This window comes from Kocuria sp. SM24M-10, assembly GCF_001027955.1.
GTDB classification, from domain to species: Bacteria; Actinomycetota; Actinomycetes; order Actinomycetales; family Micrococcaceae; genus Kocuria; species Kocuria oceani.
In genome coordinates this window covers 21,770-47,770 of the sequence record NZ_LDNX01000101.1, presented here as the reverse complement: position 1 = coordinate 47,770, position 26,001 = coordinate 21,770, and the positions used below count along the sequence as shown (strand labels likewise).

Here is a 26,001-nt window from a genome sequence, read left to right as displayed (position 1 = left end):
CATCTGCGTGCTCGCGGCGCGCCCGGGAACGGATCACGATTTGACACGTGACGCCGCACTCCCCGCCTGCCTACGATGCCTTTGCAAACCCTTCCTCTGCGAGATTGTGAGGACTCCATGAACAAGAACACAGCTGGTGCGGCCCTGATGATTGCCCTCGGGTTCTCGGCGCTGACGGCGGCACCGGCGACGGCCGCGCCGGGTGATCCGATGGTCTTCACCGACTGCGCCACGGCCAACCAGTACGGCGTCTACAACATCCCCGTCGGCTCGGTCAGCTACAGCGCGAGCCTCGTGGACGAGGACGGCGACGGGGTCGTGTGCGAGAGCGCCGACTGGACCTACGACCCCACGCGCATCCCCGTGGAGAACGACCAGGGCGGGTACACCCACACCATCATCGACTGGATCCCCGGTGCGGGTCCCGGCCCCGACGCCCAGCCCGGCGAGGTGCCCGGCATCGACCCGTACACCCAGATGGACGGGGTACCCGTGGGCGGTGCCGACACCGGCGCGGCCGTGCAGGACGGCTCCGGGACGGGCGGACTCGTCCTCGGCGGCGGCCTCGCACTGGCCGCCGGAGCCGCGGTGGCGGTGCGCCGGCGCAGCACCGCCCGGGCGTAGCCCGAGCCCGTCCGGCGCACCGGGAGCCGATCCCCGTGACGGATCCGACCACCGGCCGCCGCAGGGGCCGCCTGGCCCCTGCGGCGGCCGCACTCCTCCTGCTGCTGCTGAGCGGCTGCGCGGCCGAGGCGCCCGCGCAGCCCACGGCGCCGTCGCCGACGGCGTCCGCGACCTCCTCCCCGCGCTCCTCGCCGGCCGCTCCGGCGGACGAGCCGGCCGGACCCCCGGTGAGGTCGTCACCGAGTCCGGTCGCCGCACCCTCGGCACCGCCGGCGCCCGGTGCCGAGGCCGCTCCCGTCCCGGCTCCGGGTCCGGTGGCCCTGGCGGCCTCCGCGCCCGTGTCGGTCCGGATCCCGTCGGCGGGCGGTTCCTCCGAGCTGCTGCACCTCGGCCTGCGCGCCGACGGCTCGCTCGAGGTGCCGCCCACCCATCCCGGCGCACCCGCGTCCTGGTACACCGGCTCGCCCACCCCGGGCGAGCGCGGGCCCGCGGTGCTGCTGGGCCACGTCAACGCCACCGACGGCGGGCCCGGGGTGTTCGCCGGTCTGCGCGGGCTGGTGCCCGGGGACCGGATCGAGGTGCTGCGGGAGGACGGCAGCACGGCGGTCTTCGCCGTCGAGCGCGGGGAGCAGTACGCCAAGAACGCGTTTCCCACCCATGAGGTCTACGGCGACACCGCGGGGGCGGAACTGCGGCTGATCACCTGCGACGGCTACGACCCGGCCACCGGGCTGTTCGACGACAACTACGTGGTCTACGCGCGGCTCCTCGCCTGAGCGGCGCTGCCTCTCCCGGGGGAGGCCCGGCGCAGAAAAGGGGGCACGCCTCGGCCGCGCGGCGGAGGTGCAGTCGCGAATTCCCGGGGAGGATGGGAGGGCGTGCTCTGTCCGTACCACCGAAGGAGACCCCTGTGAGCAATCCGTATCCCGACCGGCCCGGCCAGCCCTCCGGCCCGCCCAGCTACAACGCGTCCGGCGGCGACCAGTACGGCGGCGGCCGGCCCGCCGCGGCCCCGCCCGAGCTCGGCCGGCTGCTGACCCTGACCCTCGCCTCGGCGGGGCTCTACCTGCTCAGCCAGCTCGTCTCGCTGTTCACGAGCTTCTCCGGGGACCAAACAGCTGTGCTCGAGGAGTCGGGCCTATCCGCAGACCAGATCGCCTCGCTCCAGGGCACCGCGACCATCACCTCCATCGTGCTGATCGTCGTCGCGATGGCCCTGTACGCCCTGATCTACGTGTTCCTGAAGAAGGGCAAGAACTGGGCCCGCATTCTGGGCATCGTCCTGGGCATCATCAGCGTCGTCTCGACTGTCCTCGGTCTGCTCGTCGGCGGTATGGCGATCGCAGGCCTCGGCATCGTCTCGCTGATCCTTGCGATTGCCTTCGTCGTGGTCAACGTCCTGTGGCTCGTGACCGCGTTCAAGGCCCCGATCAAGCAGTGGTTCGCCCGGCCGCACATGGCCTGATCCGCCGCACCGGGTCCTGACCGCAGCGCCGCCCCGCCGCTCGGCCGGGCGGCGCTGCGCTGTCCGGCCGCGCCTCAGGCCGGCGGAGCGATGACGCGGTCCCGGCCCACGAGCAGCGCGACGCCGCACAGCACCACCATCAGGCCCGCCATGATCAGCAGCGGCGGCTCCCAGCGCCCACCGGCGTCGTACAGGGCGCCGAAGACGGCGGGTCCGACCGCGGCCAGCCCGTAGCCCACGGACTGGGCCATCCCGGACAGCGCCGCGGCCTGCTGATGGCCGCTCGAGCGCAGGCTGAACAGGGACAGGGCCACGACGATGAGGCTGCCGCAGCCGGCGGCCCCGAGCACCACCCACAGCAGCACCAGGCCCGGGGCGGCGGCCAGGCCCGCGTAGGAGACCAGCGCCAGCAGGGCCCCGCCGAACGCCACGGCCCGCTGGTCGCCGAACCGGTGCATCAGCGCCCCGGAGCTGAGGCTGGCCGCCATGCCGACCAGCAGGAACAGGGCCATGTGCGTGCCGGCGGTGGTCGCCGAGACGCCGTGGCTGCGCTCGATGCTGGGCAGCCACGCCATGTAGACGTAGAACGCCACCGACTGCAGACCCATGAACAGGGTGACCTGCCAGCCCAGGGCAGAGCGCCAGGGCGAGCGGAAGCGGTCCGCTGCCGTCCCGTGCGGGCCGGCGGCGGCGGGCCGCTGCCGCAGCCACGGGAGCAGGAGCAGCAGCGCGAGCGCGGCGAGCACCGCCCACACCGCCAGGGCCAGACGCCACCCACCCGTCCCGGCGTGGGCGATGGGCACCACCAGGGCGGAGCCGGCCGCCGCGACCGCGCCCTGGATCGAGGTGTAGAGCCCGGTCACCTGGCTCACCCGCTGCGGGAACTCCCGCTTCACCAGCGAGGGCAGCAGCACGTTGAGGAACGCGATGCCGATGCCCACCAGGGCGGTGCCGAGCCACACGGCCCCGGGCACCGGCGCGGAACGGCCGACGATCCCGGCCGTGAGCAGCAGCAGGGACAGCCACAGCGCCCGGTCCAGGCCCGTCCGGGCCGCCACCGCGGGCGCCACCGGGGAGAACAGCGCGAACATGGCCAGAGGCAGGCCGGTCAGGAGCCCGGCCTGCCCGGCGGAGATGCCCAGGTCGCGGCTGATCTCCTCGAGCAGCGGGCCCACGGTCACGAAGCCCACCCGCAGGTTCACCCCGATCAGCAGCACGCCGAGGAAGCCGAGGCCCCGGCGGGCCCGCCGGGCGGTGGCCGGTGAAGCGTCGGTGAGCACGGTGCGTCCTTTCGGAACGGGAAGCGGGGATCTCCGGACAGCGTACGGGGCGGCGCGCTCCCGGCGCGCCGCCCCTGCGGGGTCCGTGCGGATCAGCTGAGGATCAGGTTCGCCACGAACAGCAGCGGGATGGACCCGGCCCACACCGCGGTGGTGATACCGGACCAGCCGCGCAGGGCGTCCGTGCCCTGCAGACCCGTGAAGCGGGTGACCACCCAGAAATAGGAGTCGTTGAAGTAGCTGAAGACCATGGACCCGGCGGTGCACGCCAGGGCGGCGACGACGGGGTCGATGCCCAGGGTCCCGACCAGCGGCGCCGACACGGAGGCCGCGGTGATCATGGCGACCGTCCCGGACCCCTGGGCGATGCGCACCAGCGTGGCGATCAGGAACGGCACCAGGAAGGCGGGCAGCGGGGTCGCGGCGATGGCCTCGGCGAGGGCGTCGCCCACCCCGGAGCTGCGCAGCACCTGGCCCAGCGCGCCGCCGGCACCCGTGATGAGCAGGATGAGCCCGGCCGAGGCCGCGGCCTCGGCGAACCAGCCGTGCGCCTTGTTGCGCGGCGTCCACCGGGGCAGCAGGACGTAGAGGGCCAGCACCATGCCGATGATCAGCGCCACGACGGGGTTGCCGATGAACGCGAACGGGACGGCCCAGGCGGAGGGCTCGTACTCGTCGCCGCCGATGACGCCCTGGGCGTTCTGGTCGATGGCTCCCGTGACGGTGTTGAGGATGATCAGGGCCAGGGGGATGAGCAGCGGCAGGGACGCCACGAACGCGCCCACCCGGTGCGGCTTCGCCCCGGCCGGCGGCTCGCCGAGGTCGACGGCGGGATCGGCGGTGACCGGCTGCCGGGCCTCCTCGTCCAGCCCGTCCCGGAGCCCGGCGTCCGAGGTGCCGGCGCCCGAGGAGCCCGTCCCGGCGGAGGCGGACCCGCCCACGCCGGCGGTGGCCACCGTGCCGTAGACGGCCTCGCGCACGTGCTCCTCGACCCGGGGCTCGAGCTGGGGGCCGATCCAGCGCGCGTAGAGGACCACCACGGGCAGCAGGACCACGGTGAAGACCAGGCCGCCCAGGATGAGCGCGCCGAGGTCCGCCCCGAGGATGCCGGCCACGGCCAGCGGGCCCGGGGTCGGCGGCACGAGGTGGTGGGTCAGGGTCATGCCGCAGCCCAGGGCCAGGGCGAGCGTCACGTAGCCGGCGCGCTTCACCCGGGCGATCGAGCGGGCCAGCGGGTTCATGATCACGTAGCCGGAGTCGCAGAACACCGGGATGGAGACCAGCGCGCCCACGCTGCCCATCGCCCAGGGCTCGCGGCCGTGGCCGAAGACGCGCAGGAAGGCCAGGGCCAGGGCGTTGGCGGCCCCCGAGACCTCGAGGATCTTGCCGATGCCCACCCCGAGGCCGATCACGATCCCGATGGAGGCCAGGGTGTTGCCGAATCCGGTGGTGATGGCGTCGACGATCTCGAGCACGGGCTGGCCCGCGACCAGACCCGTGACGAGCGCGGCGATGAGGAGGGCCACGAAGGCGTCCAGGCGGGTGCGCAGCACCAGGACGATGATGGTGGCGATGCCCAGGACCAGGGCCAGGAGGAGTTGGAGATCCACGGTGATGCAGCTCCTTGCGGACGGTGGAGGACGCGCGGCGCCCGGGCGGCGGTGCCCGGTGCCGGGGAATTGACGGGCGGAACGGTTCATGTGAGGCTAATCACAGATAAGACATCTGACAAGGGGGCAGGGCTGCTGTGACTTCTCCAACGTTCGTCCTCGGCGACGGCACCACCGGCCGCCGGACCGTCCCCCGCAGGCCGGGGTGGCGTGCCGATGGCTAGGAAGTCGCTGGTCGAGTCGGTCGCGGAGGAGATGCTCGAGCGCATCCTGCGCGGCGAGATCGCACCGCACGAGGCCCTGCCGCCGGAGGCGCAGATCGCGAGGGAGCAGGAGGTCAGCCGGCTCACCGTCCGGGAGGCGCTCAAGGCCCTGCAGGCGCAGAACATCGTCCAGGTCCGTCGCGGGCTCGGGACCTTCGTCAACCCGCCGGACGCGTGGACCGGCCTGGAGGCCATCCTGAAGGCGGCCTCCCGAGGCGTGGCCTCGAACCAGGTGGCCCTGCGGCTGCTGGAGGTCCGGCGCATGGTGGAGACCGGATCGGCGGAGCTGGCCGCCCAGCACGTGACCGACGCGGACCTCGCCGCCATGGAGTCCGCCGTCCAGGAGCTGGAGCGGGCCCACGCCGCGCAGGACCTCGAGGCCGTGACCGCCGCGGACATGGCCTTCCACGACGCCGTGCTGCGCGCCTCCGGCAACCCGTTCGTGCCCGTGCTGCTGGGCCAGCTCTCCCAGCTGCTCTACACCGAGCGGCGGGCCACCTCGGCCTTCCCGGAGGTCCAGCGCCACGCCATCCGGCACCACCGGCTGGTCCTGGCGGCCATCGCCTCCCGCGAACCCGCGGCCGCCCGCACGGCGATGGAGGAGCACCTGGACCAGACCTACGAGGACTACGAGCACTACATCGGCCGCCCGGCCGCCCCCGCACGCGACCACCCGACCCCGAACCCGCTCGACCACCACAGCACAGGAGATGACTGACATGACCGAGACCCCTGCCTTCCCCGCCCAGCGCACCGCCGTGCTCACCGGCGCCGCCTCCGAGCGGGGCATCGGCCGCGCCACCGCGGACCTGCTCGCGAGCCAGGGCTGGAGCGTGGCCATCCTGGACATCGACGGCGACGCGGCCGCCGAGGCAGCCCGGGACATCGCCGACCGGCACGGCGTGCCGGCGCTCGGGCTGCGCACCGACGTGTCGGACGAGACCTCCGTGCACGAGGCCGTGGCCCGGGTGGAGGCCGAGCTGCCCGCGATCGTGGCCCTCGTGAACTGCGCCGGGATCAGCTCGCCCACCGACTTCATGGACGAGACCCGCGAGACCTGGGACCGGGTCTTCGCGATCAACATGACCGGCACGTTCCTGGTGACCCAGCGGATCCTGGCCGGGATGATCGAGCGGAAGCTGGGCCGGGTGGTCAGCATCTCCTCGATCTCCGCCCAGCGCGGGGGCGGCACCTACTCCAAGTCCGCCTACAGCGCCTCCAAGGCCGCGATCATCGGCTTCACCCGGGCGGTGGCGCGCGAGATGGGCGAGCACGGGATCACGGTGAACTGCATCGCCCCCGGCCCCGTGGACACCGACATCATGGGCGGCACGCTGAGCGAGGAGCGGAAGGCGGGCATGGCCGAGGACATCCTCGTGGGCCGCGTGGGCACCGTGCGGGACATGGCCGCACTGCTCGCCTTCCTCGTCGGCGAGGACGCCGGGTACATCACCGCGGCGACCTACGACATCAACGGCGGGCTGCAGATCTCCTGAGCTCCTGATCTGTGCAGGCTGCCCGCCGCGGAGGCGGGGCGAGGCGCCGTCCGGGCGGGTTCCGGGCGGCGCCTCCGGTCGGTCCGGGCTCCTCGCGGGGGCCGGTGTCGGTGCCGGCCTCAGGCCCCGGCGGCGGGGAGCATCGGCCGGTGCTCGTAGAAGGTCTGCAGCACCACTGTGGTGCGGGTGTTGACGGAGGCCGTGTGGCGGACCTCGTTGACGAGCGCCTCGAGCTCCCTGGGCGAGCCCACCCGGACGAACAGCATGTAGGCGGCGTCCCCGGCCACCGAGTGGCAGGCCTCGATCGCCGTGAGCGGCTGGAGCAGCTCGGGGGCGTTGTCGGGCTGCCGGGGATCGAGCGGGGTGATCTCGATGAACGCCGACAGCGGCCTGCCGACGGCCTCGGGGTCGAGGATCGCCTGATAGCCGACGATCACACCGCTGCCCTCGAGCTTGCGCAGGCGAGCCTGCACGGCCGAGGCGGAGAGGCCGACCCGTTCGGACAGCTGGGCGAGGGTGGCGCGCGGGTCGTGGGACACCTCGGTGGCCAGGCGTACGTCGACAGGGTCGTCCATGGGCCGAACGGTATCAGCTGCTCGGGGCGCGAGGGTTGACAGTCCCCCCGGTGCGTGTGAATCTTCCTGCATGTGAGCGGTGTCACCGTAGAATTTCCGTCGATTTCCCGGATGGGGGGGTTTTCATGTCCACGTCACTGCAGACCGTGCCGGCCGTCATCGGAGAGCCCGAGGTCGTGGAGGACGCCTGCTCCGTGGAGTCGCACCCCGCGTGGCTGCGGCTCAGAGCGGCGGCCACGGACCTGCAGGCGCTGCAGATCGCGGACGGATCGATTCCGGAGGCCTCCGACCACCCGGCGGCGCGCGAGCTCGTCGGGCGGATCGTGGCGTCGGTCGCGGACCTGGCTCCGCTGTTCCCGCACGACGCGGCGTACCTGACGGCCCTGCCGGCCGACTTCGCCCGCTGGGCGGACGGGGGGTTCGGGGCGCCGGACTTCCTGGACTCCCTGGTCGAGTTCCAGCCGCAGCGGCACCGGGTCGACGGCCTCCGGCACCTCGTCGTGTTCCCGATGTGCACCCAGAACGGGTCGGCGCACCGGTACGTCGAGGCCCTGATCGTCGAGGTGATCTGGCCCGAGTTCATCGCCGCGCTCGAGGCCGGGGACTACGACAACGAGCTGTTCGTGTCCCTGCGGCTGATCGACTTCACCCCGGGCTACGACACGAACTCGGCGGTGCTGTTCCCCGAGACGGTCGCCGGGCGGGAGACCCCGCGGTTCACCTGGGGCGCCATCTTCCAGGACCGCGAGGCGGCGCGCTACCGCCGTGTGGTCACCGCGGCCGCCGGCATCACCCAGCTGGACCTGCCCGACGAGGCCGCGGCGCTGCTCGCCGACCAGGACCTGGCCGAGAAGACCTTCGTGATGTGGGACATGATCCACGACCGCACGCACATGCGCGGCGACCTGCCGTTCGACCCCTTCATGATCAAGCAGCGCATGCCGTTCTTCCTGTACTCCCTGGAGGAGCTGCGCTGCGACCTCACGGCGTTCCGCGAGTCGCTCACCATCGAGCGCGCGCTCACGGCGCGCGCGGCGGCCGGCGAGGAGCTCACCGGGCTCGAGGAGCAGACCCGCCGGCACGCCGGGCTCGTGCAGTACGCGGTGATCTTCGACAGGATCTTCCGCTTCGCCGTCACCGGGTCGCGGGTCCGCAACTACGACGGGCTGGGCGGGCAGCTGCTGTTCGCCTGGCTCCACCGCCGGCACGTGCTGCAGTGGCGCGACGTCGAGCTCAGCATCGACTGGGACCGGGTCGCCGACGCGGTGGTCGGGCTCGGCGACGCCATCGACCGGCTGTACTGGGAGTCGATCGACCGGCCGAAGACGGTGCACTGGCTGAAGGCCTACGAGCTCGTCGCCTCCGTGGTCACCCCGCACCCCGCCTCGGCGTGGGCGCAGGGGCTCCCGCGCGAGGTCCTCGCCGGACCACCGAAGGGGTACACGGACCTGGTGCTGGACGACGAGTTCCCCCTCTCGATGTTCTTCGAGGCGCTCGAGAAGAGGATGCGAGCCGTCATCGCCTCGACGACCGGCATCCGCGCCTCGGACGGCTGAGCGATGACCGACCTGACAGACCTGAGCGGCCGCACCGTGCTGATCGCCGGCGCGACCAGCGCCTCCGGGCTGGCGGCGACCCGCGTCCTGACCGCCGCCGGGGCCCGCGTCGTCGCCACGGGCCGCAGCGCCGAGAAGCTCGCGCCGCTCGCAGCCCAAGGAGCCCGCGTGGACGCGCTGGACCTCGCGGACGAGCCCGCGGTGCTCGCGCTCGCCCGCCGGCTGCGCCACGACCGTGTGCCGATCGACGGGCTCCTGCACCTCGTCGGCGGCTGGCGCGGCGGCGGCGGGCTCGCCGGGCAGACGGAGGACGACTACCGGGCGCTCGAGCCCTCGTTCTCCGCGCTGCGGCACCTGAGCCGCGCCTTCGACGAGGACCTGCGGGCCTCATCGGCGGGCCGGCTGGCGATCGTGTCCTCGACCGCGGTCGCCCGTCCGCTGGCGGGCGGCGCCAACTACGCCGCGGTCAAGGCCGCCGGCGAGGCGTGGACCCGGGCGGTGGCCCAGGGGTACGCGAGGTCCGCCCGCGAGGCCGGCACCCCGCTGCGGGCCGCGGCCGTGATCTTCCGGGTGCGGGCCCTGGCCGGCCTGGAGGAGCGCCTCGCCACGGCCTGTGCCGGGCTGTGGGGCGCCGAGGCCGCGGCACTGAACGACTCCACGATCGAACTCGACCAGGAAGGACGACGCACCCCATGACGAGGCTGCACGACACGGAGCTGCGGGGATTCGCCTCCGACAACTACTCCGGGGTCCACCCGGAGGTGCTCGACGCCCTGGCCGAGGCCAACGGCGGCCACCAGGCCGCCTACGGCGAGGACGAGTACACGGCACGCCTGCAGGAGGTGATCGTGCGGCACTTCGGCGAGGGCGCGTCGGTGTGGCCGGTGTTCAACGGCACGGGCGCCAACGTCGTCGGCCTCCAGTCGATGCTCCCGCGCTGGGGCGCCGTGATCTGCGCGGACACGGCGCACATCCACGTCGACGAGGGTGGCGCCCCCGAGAAGTCCGCCGGCATCAAGCTCCTGCCCGTCCCCGCGGCCGACGGCAAGCTCACGCCCGAACGGATCGCCGCGGAGGCCTGGGGCTGGGGGGACGAGCACCGCGCCCAGCCGCTCGTGGTCCACCTCACCCAGTCCACCGAGCTCGGCACCCTGTACACGCCGGACGAGATCCGCGCCGTCACGGACCACGCGCACGCGCACGGCATGTCCGTCCACCTGGACGGGGCGCGGCTCTCGAACGCGGCGGCCGCCCTCGGCCTGCCCCTGCGCGCCTTCACCACCGACGCCGGCGTCGACGTGCTCAGCCTCGGCGGCACCAAGAACGGGGCGCTGGGCGCCGAGGCGGTGGTGGTGCTGAACGGGGCCGCGTCCCAGGGGCTGGTCCATCTGCGCAAGCACCAGATGCAGCTCGCGTCGAAGATGCGGTTCGTCTCGGCCCAGCTGCTGGCGCTCCTGGACGGGGACCTGTACCTGCGCACCGCCGGTCACGCGAACGCGATGGCCCGGCGCCTGCGCGACGGCATCGAGGCGGGCGCCGCCGACGGGTCGATGCCCGGTGTCGCCTTCACCCAGCCGACCCAGGTGAACGCCGTCTTCGCCGTCCTGCCCGGCGGCGTCGCCGACCGCCTCCGGCGGCGCTTCCGGTTCTACGACTGGGACGCCGCGACGGGAGAGGTGCGCTGGGTGTGCAGCTTCGACACCACGGCCGGGGACGTCGACGCCTTCGTGGCGGCCCTCCGATCCGAGCTCGCGGCCGAGCCGCAGGCGGTGGGATAGCGCCGGGACCTCCGTGCGGGGCCGGGCACCGAGGGGAGGACGGCGATCCGTCGTTCCCCGGCGCCGCCGGCGTCCTCACCCGCCGTCGAGGAGGTGCCGATGTGCCAGCCCATCCCCCCACGCTATCCCGGGGCCGCAGCCGGTCCCGCCGCGTCGTCGTGGTGCCCGTCCCCGGGGCCGGGCACCACGACGACGGGCCCGCTCACCAGCGGGGGTGGACGCTCTCGCGGAAGTAGGCGTCGTAGATCCGGCGGACCCCCTCGTCGAGGTCACGGCCCAGGGACCCGGTGTCCGCGGCCGAGGCGTTGGCGCGGGCCTGCTCCACGCTGCGCGCCCCCGGGATCACCGTGCTGACGCCCTCCTGGGCGATCACCCAGGCGAGGGCGGCCTGGGCGGTGGGGGTGCCCTCCGGCAGCAGCTCGGAGAACTCCCGGACCGCCTCGAGGCCGCGCTCGAAGTCGACCCCGGAGAACGTCTCGCCGACGTCGAAGGCGCTGCCGGTGCGGTTGTAGTTGCGGTGGTCGTCCTCCGCGAACCGGGTGTCCTTCGTGTACTTCCCGGAGAGCAGGCCCGAGGCCAGGGGCACCCGGGCGATGATCCCGACGCCGGCCTCCCGCGCCGCCGGCAGCACGGCGTCCAGTGGCTTGAGCCGGAAGGCGTTGAGGATGATCTGCACCGTGGCGGTGTTCCCGCGCGCGATCGCGGCCAGGGCCTCGTCGGTGCGCTCCACGCTGACGCCGTAGTGGCGGATCGACCCCTCCTCCACGAGGGTGTCCAGCGCGTCGTAGACCTCCTGGTCGCTGTAGACCGGGGTGGGCGGGCAGTGCAGCTGGACCAGGTCGAGGGTGTCGGTGCCCAGGTTCCGGCGGGAGCGGTCCACCCACTGCCGGAAGTGGGCCAGGACGTAGTTCTCGGGGACCTGGTCCACGCGCCGGCCCATCTTCGTGGCCACGGTGATGTCGAGCTCCGGGTGCTCCTGCAGGAACGCCCCGATCGTCTGCTCGCTGCGCCCGTCGCCGTAGACGTCGGCGGTGTCGAAGAAGTCGACCCCGGACTCCACGGCGGCCTCCAGGACCGCGGTGGCCTCGGCCGGCTCGACCTCGCCCCAGTCGGCGCCCAGCTGCCAGGTGCCCAGGCCCACGGTGGAGACGGTGCGTCCGGTTCGGCCCAGTGTGCGGTGTTCCATGCGTCGTGTCGTCCGTTCCGCGTTCGGTGGGAGTCCTCCGCCTCCGCGGGGGACGGCGCCCCGCCGATCGGGTGGCACCGGGGTCAACCATGCGGTGCGGCGGCCTCCGCGCGCAAGCATCCCCGCCGCGCCGGCCCCGCCGCCGGGGGGCCGGGGGCGTCCCGGATGTGCCCGGCCGAACCCGTGGAGTACCGTTTCGGCCATGATCGACGAGGACGGCGCACGCGCCGCGCGCCCTCAGCGCGCCCCGAACATCCGGGACGTGGCACGGGCGGCCGGGGTCTCCCACCAGACGGTCTCCCGGGTGCTCAACGGTCACCCGAACCTGCGGGACTCCACGCGCCGGCGGGTGCTGGAGGCCATGGAGGAGCTGCGCTTCCGGCCCAACCGGGCCGCGCGGGCCCTGGTCACCAGCGAGTCCCGGATCATCGGGGCCCTGGTCTCCTCGGGCGCCGAGTACGGGCCCACCGCGAGCCTGCAGGCGGTCCAGACCGCGGCCACCGAGGCCGGCTACGTGGTGGACACCGCGCACATCGACCACGCGGACCGGGCCTCCATCGAGGCGGCGCTCGACCGGCTGATGGGCCACGCGGTCGAGGGGCTGGTGCTGCTGGCCCCGCAGTCGGCCACCCTGGAGGTGATCGAGCAGCTCTCCATCCGGATCCCCTTCGTCACGGTGCACTCCCTGCACGGCACGGACCACCGGATGTCGGTGGACCAGCTGGCCGGCGCCCGGCGGGCCACCCGGCACCTGCTCGAGCTGGGCCACCGGCGGGTGCTGCACGTGCCCGGCCCGGAGGGCTGGGTCGAGACCGACGCCCGGCGCCAGGGCTACCGCGAGGAGATGGCCGCCTGGGGGCTCGAGCCCGCGCTCGCCACCGCGGGGGAGTGGACGGCGGAGTCCGGCTACCGCGTGGGCCTGGTGCTGCGCGAGCGACGGGACTTCACCGGCGTGGTCTCGGGCAACGACCACATCGCGCTCGGCCTGGTGCACGCCTTCGCGGAGACCGGGCTGCGCGTGCCGGAGGACATCAGCGTGGTCGGCTTCGACGACGTCCCCGAGTCGGCGCACTTCCTGCCGCCGCTGACGACCGTCCGGCAGGACTTCCCCGAGCTCGGCCGGCGCTGCGTGGCGGTGCTCCTGGCGGAGCTGCGCGGCGACGGCCCTGTCCAGGCCGGGGACGTGGTGCCCGAGCTCGTGCGGCGCCGCTCCACGGCGCCGCCGCCCGCCTAACCCCCCCCCCCGATCCGTCCGTTACCAAACCGTTATGTGACACTGTGGTGCACCTCACTCCATGGCGGTGTACGTTGTCCCGGACATGCAGATGTGACCGTTCACATTCGGCTCCGGCGGCAACCGACCGCCGGGTCCGGGCGGAACGGCTCGAGCGACAACGAGGTCCACCGTGAGCCAGAGCAGCACCACCCCCACGTACGTCGTCGGCGTCGACTACGGCACCCTCTCCGGGCGGGCCGTGGTCGTGCGGGTGCACGACGGCGCCGAGCTGGGGTCCGCCGTGCACGAGTACCGGCACGGCGTGATGGACACCGTGCTGGCCGCCACGGGGGCGCCCCTCCCGCCCGAGTGGGCCCTGCAGGTGCCCGCCGACTACGTCGAGGTGCTGCGGCAGGCGGTGCCCGCGGCGGTGCGCGCCGCCGGCGTGGACCCCGCCGCCGTGGTGGGCATCGGCACCGACTTCACCGCGTGCACCATGGTCCCCGTGGTGGCCGACGGCACGCCCCTCAACGAGCTGCCCGGGCTGGAGGACCGTCCGCACGCCTACGTGAAGCTGTGGCGCCACCACGCCGCCCAGCCCCAGGCCGACCGCATCAACGAGCTCGCCGCCCGGCGGGGGGAGCGCTGGCTGCCCCGCTACGGCGGGCTGATCTCCAGCGAGTGGGAGTTCGCCAAGGGCCTGCAGCTGCTCGAGGAGGACCCGGAGCTCTACCAGCGGATGGACCACTGGGTGGAGGCCGCGGACTGGATCGTGTGGCAGCTGACCGGCAACTACGTGCGCAACGCCTGCTCGGCCGGCTACAAGGGCATCCTGCAGGACGGGCAGTACCCGGACCGGGAGTTCCTGGCCGCGCTGAACCCGGACTTCGCCGGCTTCGCCGAGGAGAAGGTCGACCACCCCGTCGGCGCCCTCGGCGCCGCGGCCGGCACGCTCAGCGCCGAGGCGGCCGCGTGGACGGGCCTGCCGGCCGGCATCGCGGTGGCCGTCGGCAACGTCGACGCCCACGTCTGCGCCCCGGCCGCCCGGGCCACCGACCCGGGGCAGATGGTCGCGATCATGGGCACCTCCACCTGCCACGTCATGAGCTCGGCCACCCTGCGGGAGGTCCCCGGCATGTGCGGCGTGGTGGACGGCGGGATCATCGACGGGCTCTACGGCTACGAGGCCGGCCAGTCCGGGGTGGGGGACATCTTCGGCTGGTTCACCGCCCACTTCGTGCCCGGCACCCTCCGCGAGGAGGCCGCCGCCCGTGGGCTGAGCGTGCACGAGCTGCTCACCGAGCAGGCGAGCCGGGAGCCGGTGGGCGCCCACGGGCTCGTGGCCCTGGACTGGCAGTCCGGCAACCGCTCGGTGCTCGTGGACCACGAGCTCTCCGGGCTGCTCGTGGGGCTCACCCTCGCCACCCGCCCCCACGAGGTCTACCGGGCGCTGCTGGAGGCCACCGCGTTCGGCACCCGCACCATCGTCGAGACGTTCGCGGCCTCGGGGATCCCCGTCACCGAGTTCGTGGCGGCCGGCGGCCTGATCAAGAACGCGTTCCTGATGCAGATCTACGCGGACGTGCTGGGCATGCCGATCTCCGTCATCGGCAGCGACCAGGGCCCCGCCCTCGGCTCCGCGATCCACGCGGCCGTGGCCGCCGGCGCCTATCCCGACGTCCGGACCGCCGCCGGGGCGATGGGCCGGCTGGAGCACGGCGCGTACACCCCGGACCCGGCTCGCACCGAGGCCTACTCCGCGCTGTACGCCGAGTACACCGCGCTGCACGACCACTTCGGCCGCGGCGGCAACGACGTCATGCGCCGGCTCAAGGCGCTGCGCCGCCAGGCCCGATCCACCCAGGAGGTCTCCGCATGAACACCCTGACGCCCGAGCTCGAGGAGCGCGTGGCCCGCACCCGGCAGGAGGTCGCCGACCTGCACGCCGAGCTGGTGCGCTACGGCCTGGTGGTGTGGACCGCCGGCAACGTGTCCGGGCGGGTCCCCGGCACCGACCTCTTCGTCATCAAGCCCAGCGGCGTGAGCTACGACGAGCTCGGCCCCGAGAACCAGATCCTCTGCGACCTCGACGGCCGGCCCGTGCCCGGCACCCCGGGCGCGGAGCGCTCGCCCTCCAGCGACACCGCCGCCCACGCCTACGTGTACCGGCACATGCCCGAGGTCGGGGGAGTGGTGCACACCCACTCGCCCTACGCCACGGCGTGGGCCGCCCGCGGCGAGCCCGTCCCCTGCGTCCTCACGGCCATGGCGGACGAGTTCGGCGGGGAGATCCCCGTGGGGCCCTTCGCGATCATCGGCGACGACTCGATCGGGCGCGGCATCGTGGAGACCCTCTCCGGGCACCGCTCCCGCGCGGTGCTGATGCGCAACCACGGTCCCTTCACGATCGGCAAGGACGCCCGCGACGCCGTCAAGGCCGCCGCCATGCTCGAGGACGTCGCGCGCACCGTGCACCTGTCCCGCCAGCTGGGCGAGCCGCTGCCCATCGACCCCGGCCACGTGGACTCCCTCTTCGACCGGTACCAGAACGTCTACGGCCAACAGCCCGCCACCACCCCCTCGACCCCAGGAGCGCACTCCCTTGAGCCCTCTCAGCACCACTCTTGAGCCCTACGAGGTCTGGTTCCTCACCGGCAGCCAGGACCTCTACGGCGAGGAGACGCTCCGCCAGGTGGCCGAGCAGTCCCGCGCGATCGTCGGGATGCTCGACGACGCCGGACTGCCGGTGCGCGTGGTGTGGCGGCCCACCCTCAAGGACGCCGCCTCGATCCGCCGCACCGCGCTGGAGGCCAACGCCGAGGACAACGTGATCGGCGTGATCGCGTGGATGCACACCTTCAGCCCCGCCAAGATGTGGATCACCGGCCTGGACACGCTGCGCAAGCCGCTGCTGCACCTGCACACCCAGATCAACGTCGAGCTGCCCTGGGGCGAGATCGACTTCGACTTCATGAACCTCAACCAGGCCGCGCACGGGGACCGGGAGTTCGGCTACATCCAGACCCGGCTCGACGTCCCGCGCAAGACCGTGGTCGGCCACGCCTCGAACTCCGAGGTCACCGGTCAGATCGCCGCCTGGCAGCGGGCCTGCGCCGGCCGGGCCGCGGTCCAGGGACTGCGGATCGCCCGCTTCGGGGACAACATGCGCAACGTCGCCGTCACCGAGGGCGACAAGACGGAGGCCGAGCTGCGGTTCGGGGTCTCCGTGAACACCTGGGGGGTCAACGACCTCGTGGCCGTGGTGGACGCCCAGGCCGAGGACCGCGTGGACGAGCTCGTCGCCGAGTACGAGGAGCTCTACGACGTGGCCCCCGAGCTGCGCCGCGGCGGCGAGCGCCACGAGTCCCTGCGCTACGGGGCCCGGCAGGAGCTCGGGCTGCTCCAGTTCCTCGAGGAGGGCGGCTTCGGCGCCTTCACCACCAACTTCGAGGACCTCGGCGGGCTGCGCCAGCTGCCGGGCCTGGCCGTGCAGCGGCTCATGGCCCGCGGCTACGGCTTCGGCGCGGAGGGCGACTGGAAGACGGCGCTGCTGGTGCGGGCCGCGAAGGTGATGGGCGCCGGGCTGCTCGGGGGCGCCTCCCTGATGGAGGACTACACCTACCACCTGGTCCCCGGCGAGGAGAAGATCCTCGGCGCCCACATGCTGGAGATCTGCCCGACCCTCACCACGGCCCGGCCCTCCCTCGAGGTGCACCCGCTGGGCATCGGCGGGAAGGAGGACCCGGTGCGCCTGGTGTTCGACACCGACGCCGGGCCGGGCGTGGTCGTGGCGATGTCCGACATGCGCGACCGGTTCCGGCTCACGGCCAACACCGTCGACGTCGTGCCCCCGGACGCCCCGCTGCCGCACCTGCCGGTGGCCCGGGCGGTGTGGCGCCCGCAGCCGGACCTCGCGACCTCGGCCGCGGCCTGGCTCACCGCCGGGGCCGCCCACCACACGGTGCTCAGCACCGCGGTGGGCGCGGACGTGATCCGCGACTTCGCCGAGATCACCGGCACCGAGCTGCTGCTCATCGACGACTCCACCACCCTGCGCGAGTTCCAGCGCGAGGTGCGCTGGAACTCCGCCTACTATCGCCTGGCGCAGAAGCTCTGACCTCCACCACCGCACACAGCACGGACCCAGCACGGACCTCCGGCCACCGGGGACCGGACCGACGAAAGGCACGACCATGACCGCGAAGACCCACCTGAAGCGGACCCTCACCGGGGTGACCGCACTGACCCTCGTCCTCGGCCTCAGCGCCTGCGGCGGCAGCCGCGGCGCCGGCGCGGAGGAGGGCTCCAACGAGGGCGCCCGGATCGGGGTGGCCATGCCCACCCAGCAGTCCGAGCGCTGGATCGCCGACGGGGAGAACGTCAAGGCGGAGCTCGAGGAGCTCGGCTACGAGGTGGACCTCCAGTACGCCAACGACGACATCCCCACCCAGATCTCCCAGATCGAGAACATGATCAACGGCGGGGCGAAGGCCCTGGTGATCGCCTCGATCGACGGCACCACGCTCACCAGCGTGCTCGACACCGCGGAGTCCCAGGACATCCCCGTGATCGCCTACGACCGGCTCATCAACGAGTCCGACACGGTGGACTACTACACGACCTTCGACAACTACGAGGTGGGCGTGCAGCAGGGCACCTCGCTGCTCACCGGCCTGGGGGTCCTCGACGAGAACGGCGAGCCGACCGGGGAGAAGGGCCCGTTCAACGTGGAGCTCTTCGCCGGCAGCCCCGACGACAACAACGCCACCTTCTTCTGGAACGGCGCCATGGACACCCTCAAGCCCTACCTGGACGACGGCACCCTCAACGTGCCCAGCGGGCAGACCGAGTTCGAGCAGGCCGCCATCCTGCGCTGGCTGCCGGACACCGCCCAGGACCGCATGGAGGACCTCATCACCGTGGGCGGCGGCGAGCAGCTCGACGGCGTGCTCTCCCCCTACGACGGGCTGTCGATCGGGATCATCTCCGCGCTGCGCTCCGGCGGCTACTCCAAGGACGAGCTGCCGGTGGTCACCGGACAGGACGCCGAGGTGGGCTCCGTGAAGTCGATCGTCAACGACGAGCAGTACTCCACCATCTTCAAGGACGTGCGCGAGCTCGGCGAGCGCGCGGTCGTGATGGTCGACTCCCTGATGAAGGGCGAGGAGCCGGAGGTCAACGACGAGGAGACCTACGACAACGGCGTGAAGGTCGTCCCCGCCTACCTGCTGGAGTCCCAGATCGTCACGAAGGACAACTACCAGGAGGTCCTCGTGGACAGCGGCTACTACGAGGCCTCCGAGCTCGAGTAGGGGACCCGGACCGGCCGGGCGGCCCCTCCGCCCGGCCGGTCCCGCCGCAGCATTCCTCTCCCACCGGGTCCGCCACCATCCCGACCCGCCACCACTCCGACCCGCCACCACTCCAGCCCCAGACAAGGAGACCCGCATGAGCGAGCACGTGCTCGAGATGCGCCGGATCAGCAAGTCCTTCCCCGGCGTCAAGGCGCTGCAGGACGTCAACCTCGCCGTCGCCCGCGGTGAGGTGCATGCGATCTGCGGGGAGAACGGCGCCGGCAAGTCCACCCTCATGAAGGTGCTCTCCGGCGTCTACCCGCACGGCACCTACGAGGGCGACATCGTCCTGGACGGCCGGACGGTCTCCTTCCGCGACATCAAGGACAGCGAGCGCAGCGGCGTGGTGATCATCCACCAGGAGCTGGCGCTGTCCCCGTTCCTGTCCGTGGCCGAGAACATCTTCCTGGGCAACGAGCGCGCCACCCGCGGGGTCATCGACTGGAACGAGACCAACGTCCGGGCCTCCGAGCTGCTCCGGCGCGTGGGCCTGGACCTGAACCCCGTCACCCGGGCCGGGGACATCGGGGTGGGCAAGCAGCAGCTCGTGGAGATCGCCAAGGCGCTGTCCAAGGACGTGAAGCTGCTGATCCTCGACGAGCCCACCGCCGCGCTCAACGACGAGGACTCCGCGCACCTGCTCGGCCTCGTCCGCGGGCTGCGGGAGGACGGGATCACCTGCATCATCATCAGCCACAAGCTCAACGAGATCCGGGCGATCGCGGACTCCGTGACCATCCTGCGCGACGGCCGGACCATCGAGACCCTCAGCCTGCACGACGGCTCGGTCACCGAGGACCGGATCATCAAGGGCATGGTCGGCCGCGAGCTCACCAACCGGTACCCGGAGCGGACCCCCGCGATCGGGGAGGAGGTGCTGCGCGTGGAGCACTGGACGGTGCACCACCCCCAGGAGCACTCCCGGGTGGTCGTGGACGACGCGCACCTGTCCGTCCGGGCCGGCGAGATCGTCGGGATCGCCGGGCTCATGGGCGCCGGGCGGACCGAGCTGGCGATGAGCATCTTCGGGCGCAGCTACGGGTCCGGCATCACCGGGACCCTGTACAAGAACGGCCAGGAGATCACCTGCCGGACCGTCCAGGAGGCCATCCGGCACGGGATCGCCTACGCCACGGAGGACCGCAAGCGCTACGGGCTCAACCTGATCGACGACATCAAGCGGAACATCTCCGCCGCCGCCCTGCCCAAGCTGGCCTCCGCGGGCTGGGTGGACGGCGGCCGCGAGACGCTGGTCGCCCAGGACTACCGGAAGAGCATGAACATCAAGGCGCCGTCCGTGGCGGCCGTCACCGGCAAGCTCTCCGGCGGCAACCAGCAGAAGGTCGTGCTGTCCAAGTGGATGTTCGCCGACCCGGACGTACTGATCCTCGACGAGCCGACGCGCGGCATCGACGTGGGCGCGAAGTACGAGATCTACACGATCATCAACCAGCTGGCCGCGCAGGGCAAAGCCGTCCTCGTGATCTCCTCCGAGCTGCCGGAGCTCCTGGGGATCTGCGACCGCATCTACACGCTCGCCGAGGGCCGGATCACCGCCGAGGTCCCCATCGCCGAGGCCACCCCCGAACGACTCATGCAGCACATGACCAAGGAGAAGGACTGACCATGGTTTCCACCCTCGCCGACGAGGACCGGGTCCTCAGCACCAGGGGCCCGAAGAAGCCCTCGACCGTGGCCGACGCCGGGCGCTTCCTCACCAGCCGGCTGCGCCAGATCGGCATCTTCCTGGCCCTGCTGGTCATCGTGACGCTGTTCCAGGTGCTCACGGGCGGAGCCCTGCTCCAGCCGGACAACGTCTCCAACATCATCGTCCAGAACAGCTACATCCTGCTGCTGGCCATCGGGATGGTCATGATCATCGTGGCCGGCCACATCGACCTCTCGGTGGGCTCCGTGGCCGCGTTCGTGGGCGCCATGTCCGGGATCATGATCCGGGACTGGAGCCTGCCGTGGTGGGTGGCCCTCGTGGCGTCCCTCGCGGTCGGCGCCCTCGTGGGGGCCTGGCAGGGCTTCTGGGTGGCCTACATCGGCATCCCGGCCTTCATCGTCACCCTCGCGGGCATGCTCGTCTTCCGCGGCCTGACCCAGATCGTGCTCGAGAACCAGCGCATCACCGGGTTCCCCTCGGAGTACCGCCAGCTCGGCGGCGGGTCCCTCTTCCCGGGCCTGTTCCCGCCCGAGACCAACATCCTGGACTGGACCACGGTGGGCCTCGGCCTGTTCGCCACCGCCCTGCTGGTCGTCAGCCAGCTGCGCGGCCGGGCCACCCGGGCCAAGCTCGGCCTGGACGACGAGCCCCGCGCCTGGTTCCTCACCCGGCTGGTCTTCGGCGTCGTCGTCGTCCTGGGCCTGACCTTCCTGCTCGCCAGCTCCCGCGGCGGCACCCCGATCGTGCTCGTGGTGCTCGGGGTGCTCGTGGTCGCCTACAGCGCGGTCATGAACCGGACCGTCTTCGGCCGGCACGTCTACGCCCGCGGCGGCAACCTGCAGGCGGCCCAGCTCTCGGGCGTCAACACCAAGCGCGTGGACTTCCTGCTGTTCGTCAACATGGGGGTGCTGGCCGCGTTGGCGGGCCTCGTGTTCACCGGCCGCCTGAACTCCGCCGGCCCCGGTGCCGGCAACCTGTTCGAGCTGGACGCGATCGCCGCGGCGTTCATCGGCGGCGCCGCCGTGACCGGCGGCGTGGGCACCATCATCGGCGCCATCACCGGCGGGCTGATCATGGGCGTGCTCAACAACGGCATGTCGCTCATGGGCGTGGGCATCGACTACCAGCAGTTCATCAAGGGCCTGGTGCTGCTGCTCGCCGTCGGCTTCGACGTCTTCAACAAGCGGCGGGCCTCCAACGCGCTGAAGTAGTAGAGCGCAACGACGAACGGGCCCGCCCGGCATCATGCCGGGCGGGCCCGTCCGTCGTTGCCGCCCGCGCTCCCTGCCGGGGCCGCGGGCGGCGGGCACGGCCGTCTAGCGGCGGCCGCCCTTGTTCTCGCGCCGCTTCGCCATGACGCGGCTGAAGACGGCGGTACCGACCATGAAGAGGATCTTGCGCATGCTGGTGCTCCTTCCCTAGTCCGGACCCGGGTCCGTCCCGGGGTGCCGGGGACGGTCCGGGGCGGCCCTCGGCACGCCTGCCGGCGTGCACGTCGGGGCCGTATCGGTTCCACGTTACGGGTTGGGACCCGAAAAGGTAAGTCGGCTGAACGATCAGCGCGGGCGCCGCGGCGACGGGCGACCGGAACGACGGAGCCGGGGATGGCGCCCCAACGGCGCCATCCCCGGCGTGGCCGGCTCCGCGGGAGTCAGTCCTCCGGGAGCTTGGCGGCCAGGATGCCGCGGATGTAGTCCCGGTTCATGGCCGTCACGCTGAGCCCGTCGCCCCCGTAGTGCTCCACGCACATGGGGCCGTCGAAGCCGGCCTCGAGCGCCATGCCGATGGCCTCGCGGTAGTCGATGTAGCCCAGGGCCAGCGGCGCCGGGGCGGAGGCGTAGGACCCGGTGGCGGGATCGTGGTCCCGGAAGTAGTTCTTCAGCTGCCAGTAGTTGGCGTGCGGCAGCATCTTGGTGAGCATCTCGCGCCAGTCCTCCACCTCGCGGTGCAGGCGGACGATGTTGCCGATGTCGGGGCACAGGCCCACGTTGGGCAGGTCCACGGCGGTGACGAGCTCCACCGAGCTGTCGGCGGTGCCCAGGAAGGTGCCCTCGTACATCTCCAGGGACAGGCCGACCCCCCGCTCCCCGGCGTACTCGCCGAGCTCGCGGAAGCGCTCGGCCGCCTTCGCCCGGTTCTCCGCGGTGTCCTCGTCCTCGGCGCCCGGCGCCAGCCAGAACCAGGTGGCGTCCTTCTGCGCCTCGGTGAACGGGTCGTGCAGGCCCACGCAGACCATGGGCGCCTCGAGGTCCACGGCCGCGTCGATGGTGCGCTTGGTGTAGGCGATGTTCCGCTGCGCCTGGTCCTCGTCCGGGGTGATCACGCTCTTGCGGGTCACCGCGATGTCGCTGAAGGCGAGGTCGTAGGACCGGGCCGTCTCCAGCAGCCGCCGGCGGCCGTCGGTGTCGAGGTCGCCGGGGCGGACCCAGGAGTCGGTGAGGTCGACGTGGTCGAAGCCGGCGAGGCGGACCTCGCGCAGGGTCTGCTTCCAGGCCTCGGGACCGGCGGCGGTGCGGTCGCGGCCGTCGGCAGTGGTGCCCGTGAAGTTCAGCAGGGCGGCCCCGATGGGCCAGCTCTCCGGGGTGTGCGGCATGGTGCTCTCCTTGGTGGGTGGTGTCGGTGGCGCACGGGGCGCCGGAAGGACGTGCGGGGTGCCGGCTCAGACCATGTGCTTGCCGCCGTCCACGAAGTAGGACGCGCCGTTGACGAAGCCGGCCTCGTGACTGGTGAGGAAGTTGACCAGCGCGGCGACCTCCTCGGGCCGCCCGACGCGTCCGGTGGGCACGGCCGCCGACATGGCGGCCCTGCGCTCGTCCGTGAGCGTGCCGCCCATGATGTCGGTGTCGATGGGCCCGGGGACGATGGCGTTGCAGGTGATCCCGTGCCCGCCGAGCTCCCGGGCACCGCCCCGGGTGAGGCCGAGGACGGCAGCCTTCGCCGCGGCGTAGCCGGTCTTCGAGAAGGTCCCACCGCCGTCGTAGGCGGTGATCGAGGACGTGTTGACGATCCGCCCGCCGTGCCCGCCCTCGATCATGCGGCGTGCCGCGGCCTGCATCATGAGCAGCGTGCCCGTGGCGTTCACGTCCAGCACACGGGTCCACACGTCCTTCGTCAGCTCGAAGAGCGTGTGCGGGCTGGCGATGCCGGCCAGGTTCACCTCGGCGAGCACCGGCGGAAGATGCGCGTCGATCTCCTCGAACGCCGCGTCGACCGAGTCCGGGTCGGCCACGTCGACCGCGATGCCGCGCACGGGCTGCGCCGTCCGTCCGGCGAGCTCGTCGGCGAAGGACCGGACGCCGTCGGCGTCGACGTCGAGCACCGCCAGGGCCCAGCCCTCCTGCGCCATCCGGCGGGCGACGTGGCGGCCGATGCCGCGGACGGCTCCGGCGCCGGTGACGACGGCCGTGCGTCGTGCGGGAAACTGTCCGTGCGTCATGGGTGCTCCTGCGATGTCAGGGGGGGATGTCGGGGGATGCCGGGGGAGGGGCGTGGGGGCCGCAGGGATCAGGCGGCCAGGGCGTAGACGATCCACGCGAGGGCGAAGGCCATGAAGCCGATCGCGGTGCCGATCACCGACCACGTCTTGAGCGTGGTCACGGTGTCGAAGCCGCAGAACTTGCCGATCAGCCAGAATCCAGAGTCGTTCACGTGCGAGAACGTGATGGACCCCGCCGCGATGGCGACCACGATGGCGGCCAGCGCGATCCCGGACAGGCCCAGCTCGGCCACGGCCGGGGCCATGATGGAGCCCGCGGTGGTGGCGGCCACGGTCGCCGAGCCCTGGGCCACGCGGAAGGCGATCGCCACGAGGAAGCCGGCCAGGATGACCGGGAGGCCCAGGGCGTCGAGCCCCTCGGCGATGGTGGCGCCGATGCCCGTCTCGGTGAGGACACGGCCGAAGGCGCCGCCGGCGCCGGTGATCAGGATGATCGAGCAGACCGGGGCCAGGGCGTTGTCGACCAGGTCCTCCAGGGCCCCGCCGATGCTGCCCCGGCCGCGGCGCGGGCGCAGGTAGAGCAGGTACATCGCGAACAACGTGGCGATGAGCAGGGCGATCGGGGTGTTGCCGATGAGCCGGGAGAGGCGGAACAGGACGTTGTCCTCGCCCACGGCCCCGCTCGCCTCGAGCGTGGTGAACAGGGTGTTGAAGAAGATGAGCACGAGCGGCAGCAGGAGGACGAAGATGATGGTCCAGAACCCCGGCCGGGGGGTGTCCTCGTCCAGGTCCACCTCGCCGAGGAGGTTCGGCACGGGCATGTCCGGATAGCGCTTGGCGAGGGCCAGGCCGAGCCGGTAGCCGGCCAGGTACCAGGTGGGCAGGCCCACCAGCAGGGCGATCAGCACCACCATGCCGACGTCGGCGCCCATCACCGTAGCCGCGGCCGTGGGACCGGGGTGCGGCGGGGTGAGGGCGTGCATCATCAGGAAGGCGCCGATCGAGGGCAGCACGTAGAGCATGAAGGAGCCGCCCAGGCGGCGGGCGACCGTGTAGATGATCGGCAGCATCACGATGAAGCCGGCGTCGAGGAAGATCGGGAACGCGTAGAAGAGGGAGGCGACCGCCAGGGCCAGCGGGGCCCGCTTCTCCCCGAAACGGCGGAGCATCGCGTCGGCGAGCACCTGGGCGCCGCCGGAGACCTCGACCAGGCGGCCGAGGACCGCGCCGAAGCCCACCAGCAGGGCCACGTTGCCCACCGTGGTGCTGAAGCCGGCGATGACCACCGCCATGACGTCGCCCACGCCGATGCCGGCCGCCAGTCCCGTGAGGACGCTGATGATGATGAGGGCGAAGAACGCGTGCATGCGCAGCTTGATGATCAGGAAGAGCAGCGCGGCGATGGCCACGACCGCGATGGCGATGAGCGCCCAGGTGGGCCTCTCCGCCAGGACGAGTGCATCCGCCGTGGCGGCGGGAAGGAGGATGTGCATAGCTGAGTCACCTTTGATCGGGACGCGGGGCCGGCCACTCCTGCACTGTGGCGTAGACCACATCCGAGGAGCCGTTGGCCAATACCCTATAGGATATTGGTCCGGTGTCCAGCCTCCTCCGGCCGTCGTCGAGAGGGCGGTGTGGAGCCGGCCCGGGTGGGGCGTGGGACAATTCCTGTCAGGGCAGAAGTGAGCGAGGGCATCGACATGACGAACGACGTTCCGGGCGGAGCGTGGGTGCAGCGCAGCATCCTGGCGGACCAGGTGTACAAGGAGATCCTCGCGCGCCTGATGGACGGGGAGCTCAAGTCCGGGGATCCGATCAGCATCGACGGCACGGCGCGCGAGCTGGGCGTTTCCCCCACGCCGGTCCGGGAGGCCCTGGCGCGGCTGGAGTCCACGAGCCTGGTGGTCCGGGCCGCGCTGCGCGGCTACCGCGTGGCGCCCTTGCTGACCCACGAGGAGCTGCTGGACCTCATGGACGCACGGCTGCTCATCGAGCCCTACAACGCCGAACTCGCCTGCGGCCACGCGGACCGGCCGTTCCTGGAGGCCCTCGAGCGCTCCATCGACGACCTCCGGGGCGCGCCGAACGGGCCCCACTTCTCCGACTACCGCTCCTACTGGGAGGCCGACGAGCGCTTCCACCGGCTCATCGCGGAGCAGGCGAACAACAAGTTCGTCCTGGGCGCCTACGAGTCCCTCGGCGGGCACGTGCACCGGTTCCGGCTGTTCAGCGGCCTGGGCGTGCAGGACGCGCGCAGCGCCATCGAGGAGCACGCGCGGATCCTCACGGCGCTGCGCCGGGGTGACGCCGCGGCGGCCCGGATCGCCATGGCCGGGCACATCTGCGGGGTGCGGGAGCGGGCGATCAGCGAGTACGAGCGCGCCGACCGCGACCTCCGGGACGAGAGCGCCTGAGCCACGTTCCGACCTGCCCTCCCGCCGCGGTGTGGTTGACACCACATCTGCGTCCGTGGATCCTATAGGAAACACGGTA

At 72.4% G+C, this 26,001-nt stretch carries 23 protein-coding genes; 16 read left to right on the top strand and 7 right to left on the bottom strand.

Translation table 11 applies throughout. From position 1 onward, the window contains the following. Positions 1-117 precede the first annotated feature (117 nt). The 3 genes from ABL57_RS11415 to ABL57_RS11405 all read left to right on the top strand — a co-directional run bounded on the left by ABL57_RS11415 (position 118) and on the right by ABL57_RS11405 (position 2,089). Positions 118-624: an excalibur calcium-binding domain-containing protein gene (locus tag ABL57_RS11415; protein WP_047803597.1), complete on the top strand. Its 507-nt coding sequence runs from the start codon at positions 118-120 to the stop codon at positions 622-624. Between the two features lie 35 nt (positions 625-659). Further along, on the top strand, positions 660-1,400 hold the full coding sequence (locus ABL57_RS11410) for a class F sortase (RefSeq protein WP_047803596.1): 741 nt from the start codon (positions 660-662) through the stop codon (positions 1,398-1,400). Positions 1,401-1,534: 134 nt separating this feature from the next. Further along, positions 1,535-2,089 carry a hypothetical protein gene (locus ABL57_RS11405; RefSeq protein ID WP_053004925.1) on the top strand — a complete coding sequence of 185 codons (555 nt, stop codon included), beginning with the start codon at positions 1,535-1,537 and terminating at the stop codon, positions 2,087-2,089. A gap of 74 nt (positions 2,090-2,163) precedes the next feature. Here the strand turns inward: ABL57_RS11405 and ABL57_RS11400 are convergent, their stop codons facing one another. Both ABL57_RS11400 and ABL57_RS11395 read right to left on the bottom strand, forming a co-directional pair. Then, positions 2,164-3,369: an MFS transporter gene (locus ABL57_RS11400; protein ID WP_047803595.1), complete on the bottom strand. Its 1,206-nt coding sequence runs from the start codon at positions 3,367-3,369 to the stop codon at positions 2,164-2,166. 92 nt (positions 3,370-3,461) lie between these two features. Beyond that, positions 3,462-4,979 carry a GntP family permease gene (locus ABL57_RS11395; protein WP_047803594.1) on the bottom strand — a complete coding sequence of 506 codons (1,518 nt, stop codon included), beginning with the start codon at positions 4,977-4,979 and terminating at the stop codon, positions 3,462-3,464. Between the two features lie 216 nt (positions 4,980-5,195). Between ABL57_RS11395 and ABL57_RS11390 the strand changes: the two genes are divergently transcribed. Both ABL57_RS11390 and ABL57_RS11385 read left to right on the top strand, forming a co-directional pair. Next, the gene (locus ABL57_RS11390; protein ID WP_047803593.1) at positions 5,196-5,960 is read left to right on the top strand and encodes a FadR/GntR family transcriptional regulator; all 765 of its coding nucleotides are present in this window, start codon (positions 5,196-5,198) and stop codon (positions 5,958-5,960) included. A 1-nt stretch (position 5,961) separates the two neighbouring features. Then, positions 5,962-6,738: an SDR family NAD(P)-dependent oxidoreductase gene (locus ABL57_RS11385; protein ID WP_047803592.1), complete on the top strand. Its 777-nt coding sequence runs from the start codon at positions 5,962-5,964 to the stop codon at positions 6,736-6,738. A 119-nt stretch (positions 6,739-6,857) separates the two neighbouring features. On the opposite strand, the gene ABL57_RS11380 is transcribed toward ABL57_RS11385, so the two are convergent. After that, complete coding sequence (locus tag ABL57_RS11380; protein WP_047803591.1) at positions 6,858-7,313, bottom strand: Lrp/AsnC family transcriptional regulator; 456 nt, start codon at positions 7,311-7,313, stop codon at positions 6,858-6,860. 125 nt (positions 7,314-7,438) lie between these two features. Between ABL57_RS11380 and ABL57_RS11375 the strand changes: the two genes are divergently transcribed. The 3 genes from ABL57_RS11375 to ABL57_RS11365 are packed head-to-tail and all read left to right on the top strand — an operon-like array spanning position 7,439 to position 10,647. Further along, positions 7,439-8,869 (top strand): DUF6421 family protein, encoded by a 1,431-nt coding sequence (locus ABL57_RS11375; RefSeq protein WP_047803590.1) that lies wholly within the window; start codon positions 7,439-7,441, stop codon positions 8,867-8,869. A gap of 3 nt (positions 8,870-8,872) precedes the next feature. Further along, entirely contained in the window at positions 8,873-9,565 is a 693-nt protein-coding gene (locus ABL57_RS11370; RefSeq protein ID WP_047803589.1) for an SDR family oxidoreductase, read from the top strand. Further along, positions 9,562-10,647, top strand: coding sequence for a low specificity L-threonine aldolase (locus ABL57_RS11365; RefSeq protein WP_047803588.1), 1,086 nt, complete (start codon positions 9,562-9,564; stop codon positions 10,645-10,647). The genes ABL57_RS11370 and ABL57_RS11365 overlap by 4 nt, the downstream gene beginning before the upstream one ends. Positions 10,648-10,849: 202 nt before the next feature. On the opposite strand, the gene ABL57_RS11360 is transcribed toward ABL57_RS11365, so the two are convergent. After that, positions 10,850-11,833, bottom strand: a complete 984-nt coding sequence (locus tag ABL57_RS11360) for an aldo/keto reductase (RefSeq protein WP_047803587.1) — start codon at positions 11,831-11,833, stop codon at positions 10,850-10,852. Positions 11,834-12,035: 202 nt separating this feature from the next. On the opposite strand from ABL57_RS11360, the gene ABL57_RS11355 reads away from it, so the two are divergent. The 7 genes from ABL57_RS11355 to mmsB all read left to right on the top strand — a co-directional run bounded on the left by ABL57_RS11355 (position 12,036) and on the right by mmsB (position 21,283). Beyond that, entirely contained in the window at positions 12,036-13,067 is a 1,032-nt protein-coding gene (locus ABL57_RS11355; protein WP_047803586.1) for a LacI family DNA-binding transcriptional regulator, read from the top strand. 172 nt (positions 13,068-13,239) lie between these two features. Beyond that, entirely contained in the window at positions 13,240-14,928 is a 1,689-nt protein-coding gene (araB, locus tag ABL57_RS11350) for a ribulokinase (RefSeq protein ID WP_047803585.1), read from the top strand. After that, positions 14,925-15,677, top strand: a complete 753-nt coding sequence (locus tag ABL57_RS11345) for an L-ribulose-5-phosphate 4-epimerase (protein WP_047803584.1) — start codon at positions 14,925-14,927, stop codon at positions 15,675-15,677. The genes araB and ABL57_RS11345 overlap by 4 nt, the downstream gene beginning before the upstream one ends. Next, a complete protein-coding gene (araA, locus tag ABL57_RS11340) occupies positions 15,652-17,166 on the top strand; it encodes an L-arabinose isomerase (protein WP_047803583.1) in 1,515 nt (504 codons plus the stop codon). Before ABL57_RS11345 ends, araA begins: the two co-directional genes overlap by 26 nt. A gap of 76 nt (positions 17,167-17,242) precedes the next feature. Then, the gene (gene chvE / locus ABL57_RS11335) at positions 17,243-18,361 is read left to right on the top strand and encodes a multiple monosaccharide ABC transporter substrate-binding protein (protein ID WP_047803582.1); all 1,119 of its coding nucleotides are present in this window, start codon (positions 17,243-17,245) and stop codon (positions 18,359-18,361) included. Positions 18,362-18,497: 136 nt separating this feature from the next. Continuing rightward, complete coding sequence (mmsA, locus tag ABL57_RS11330) at positions 18,498-20,027, top strand: multiple monosaccharide ABC transporter ATP-binding protein (RefSeq protein ID WP_047803581.1); 1,530 nt, start codon at positions 18,498-18,500, stop codon at positions 20,025-20,027. A gap of 2 nt (positions 20,028-20,029) precedes the next feature. Beyond that, on the top strand, positions 20,030-21,283 hold the full coding sequence (gene mmsB / locus ABL57_RS11325) for a multiple monosaccharide ABC transporter permease (RefSeq protein ID WP_047803580.1): 1,254 nt from the start codon (positions 20,030-20,032) through the stop codon (positions 21,281-21,283). A gap of 440 nt (positions 21,284-21,723) precedes the next feature. On the opposite strand, the gene ABL57_RS11320 is transcribed toward mmsB, so the two are convergent. The 3 genes from ABL57_RS11320 to ABL57_RS11310 all read right to left on the bottom strand — a co-directional run bounded on the left by ABL57_RS11320 (position 21,724) and on the right by ABL57_RS11310 (position 25,001). Beyond that, positions 21,724-22,665, bottom strand: a complete 942-nt coding sequence (locus ABL57_RS11320) for a sugar phosphate isomerase/epimerase (protein ID WP_047803579.1) — start codon at positions 22,663-22,665, stop codon at positions 21,724-21,726. 66 nt (positions 22,666-22,731) lie between these two features. Further along, positions 22,732-23,508 (bottom strand): SDR family NAD(P)-dependent oxidoreductase, encoded by a 777-nt coding sequence (locus tag ABL57_RS11315; RefSeq protein WP_047803578.1) that lies wholly within the window; start codon positions 23,506-23,508, stop codon positions 22,732-22,734. Between the two features lie 68 nt (positions 23,509-23,576). Beyond that, entirely contained in the window at positions 23,577-25,001 is a 1,425-nt protein-coding gene (locus ABL57_RS11310) for a GntP family permease (protein ID WP_047803577.1), read from the bottom strand. Between the two features lie 207 nt (positions 25,002-25,208). Here ABL57_RS11310 and ABL57_RS11305 point away from each other — a divergent pair, with 207 nt between their 5' ends. Beyond that, a complete protein-coding gene (locus tag ABL57_RS11305; protein WP_047803638.1) occupies positions 25,209-25,922 on the top strand; it encodes a GntR family transcriptional regulator in 714 nt (237 codons plus the stop codon). The last annotated feature ends 79 nt before the right edge of the window (positions 25,923-26,001 follow it).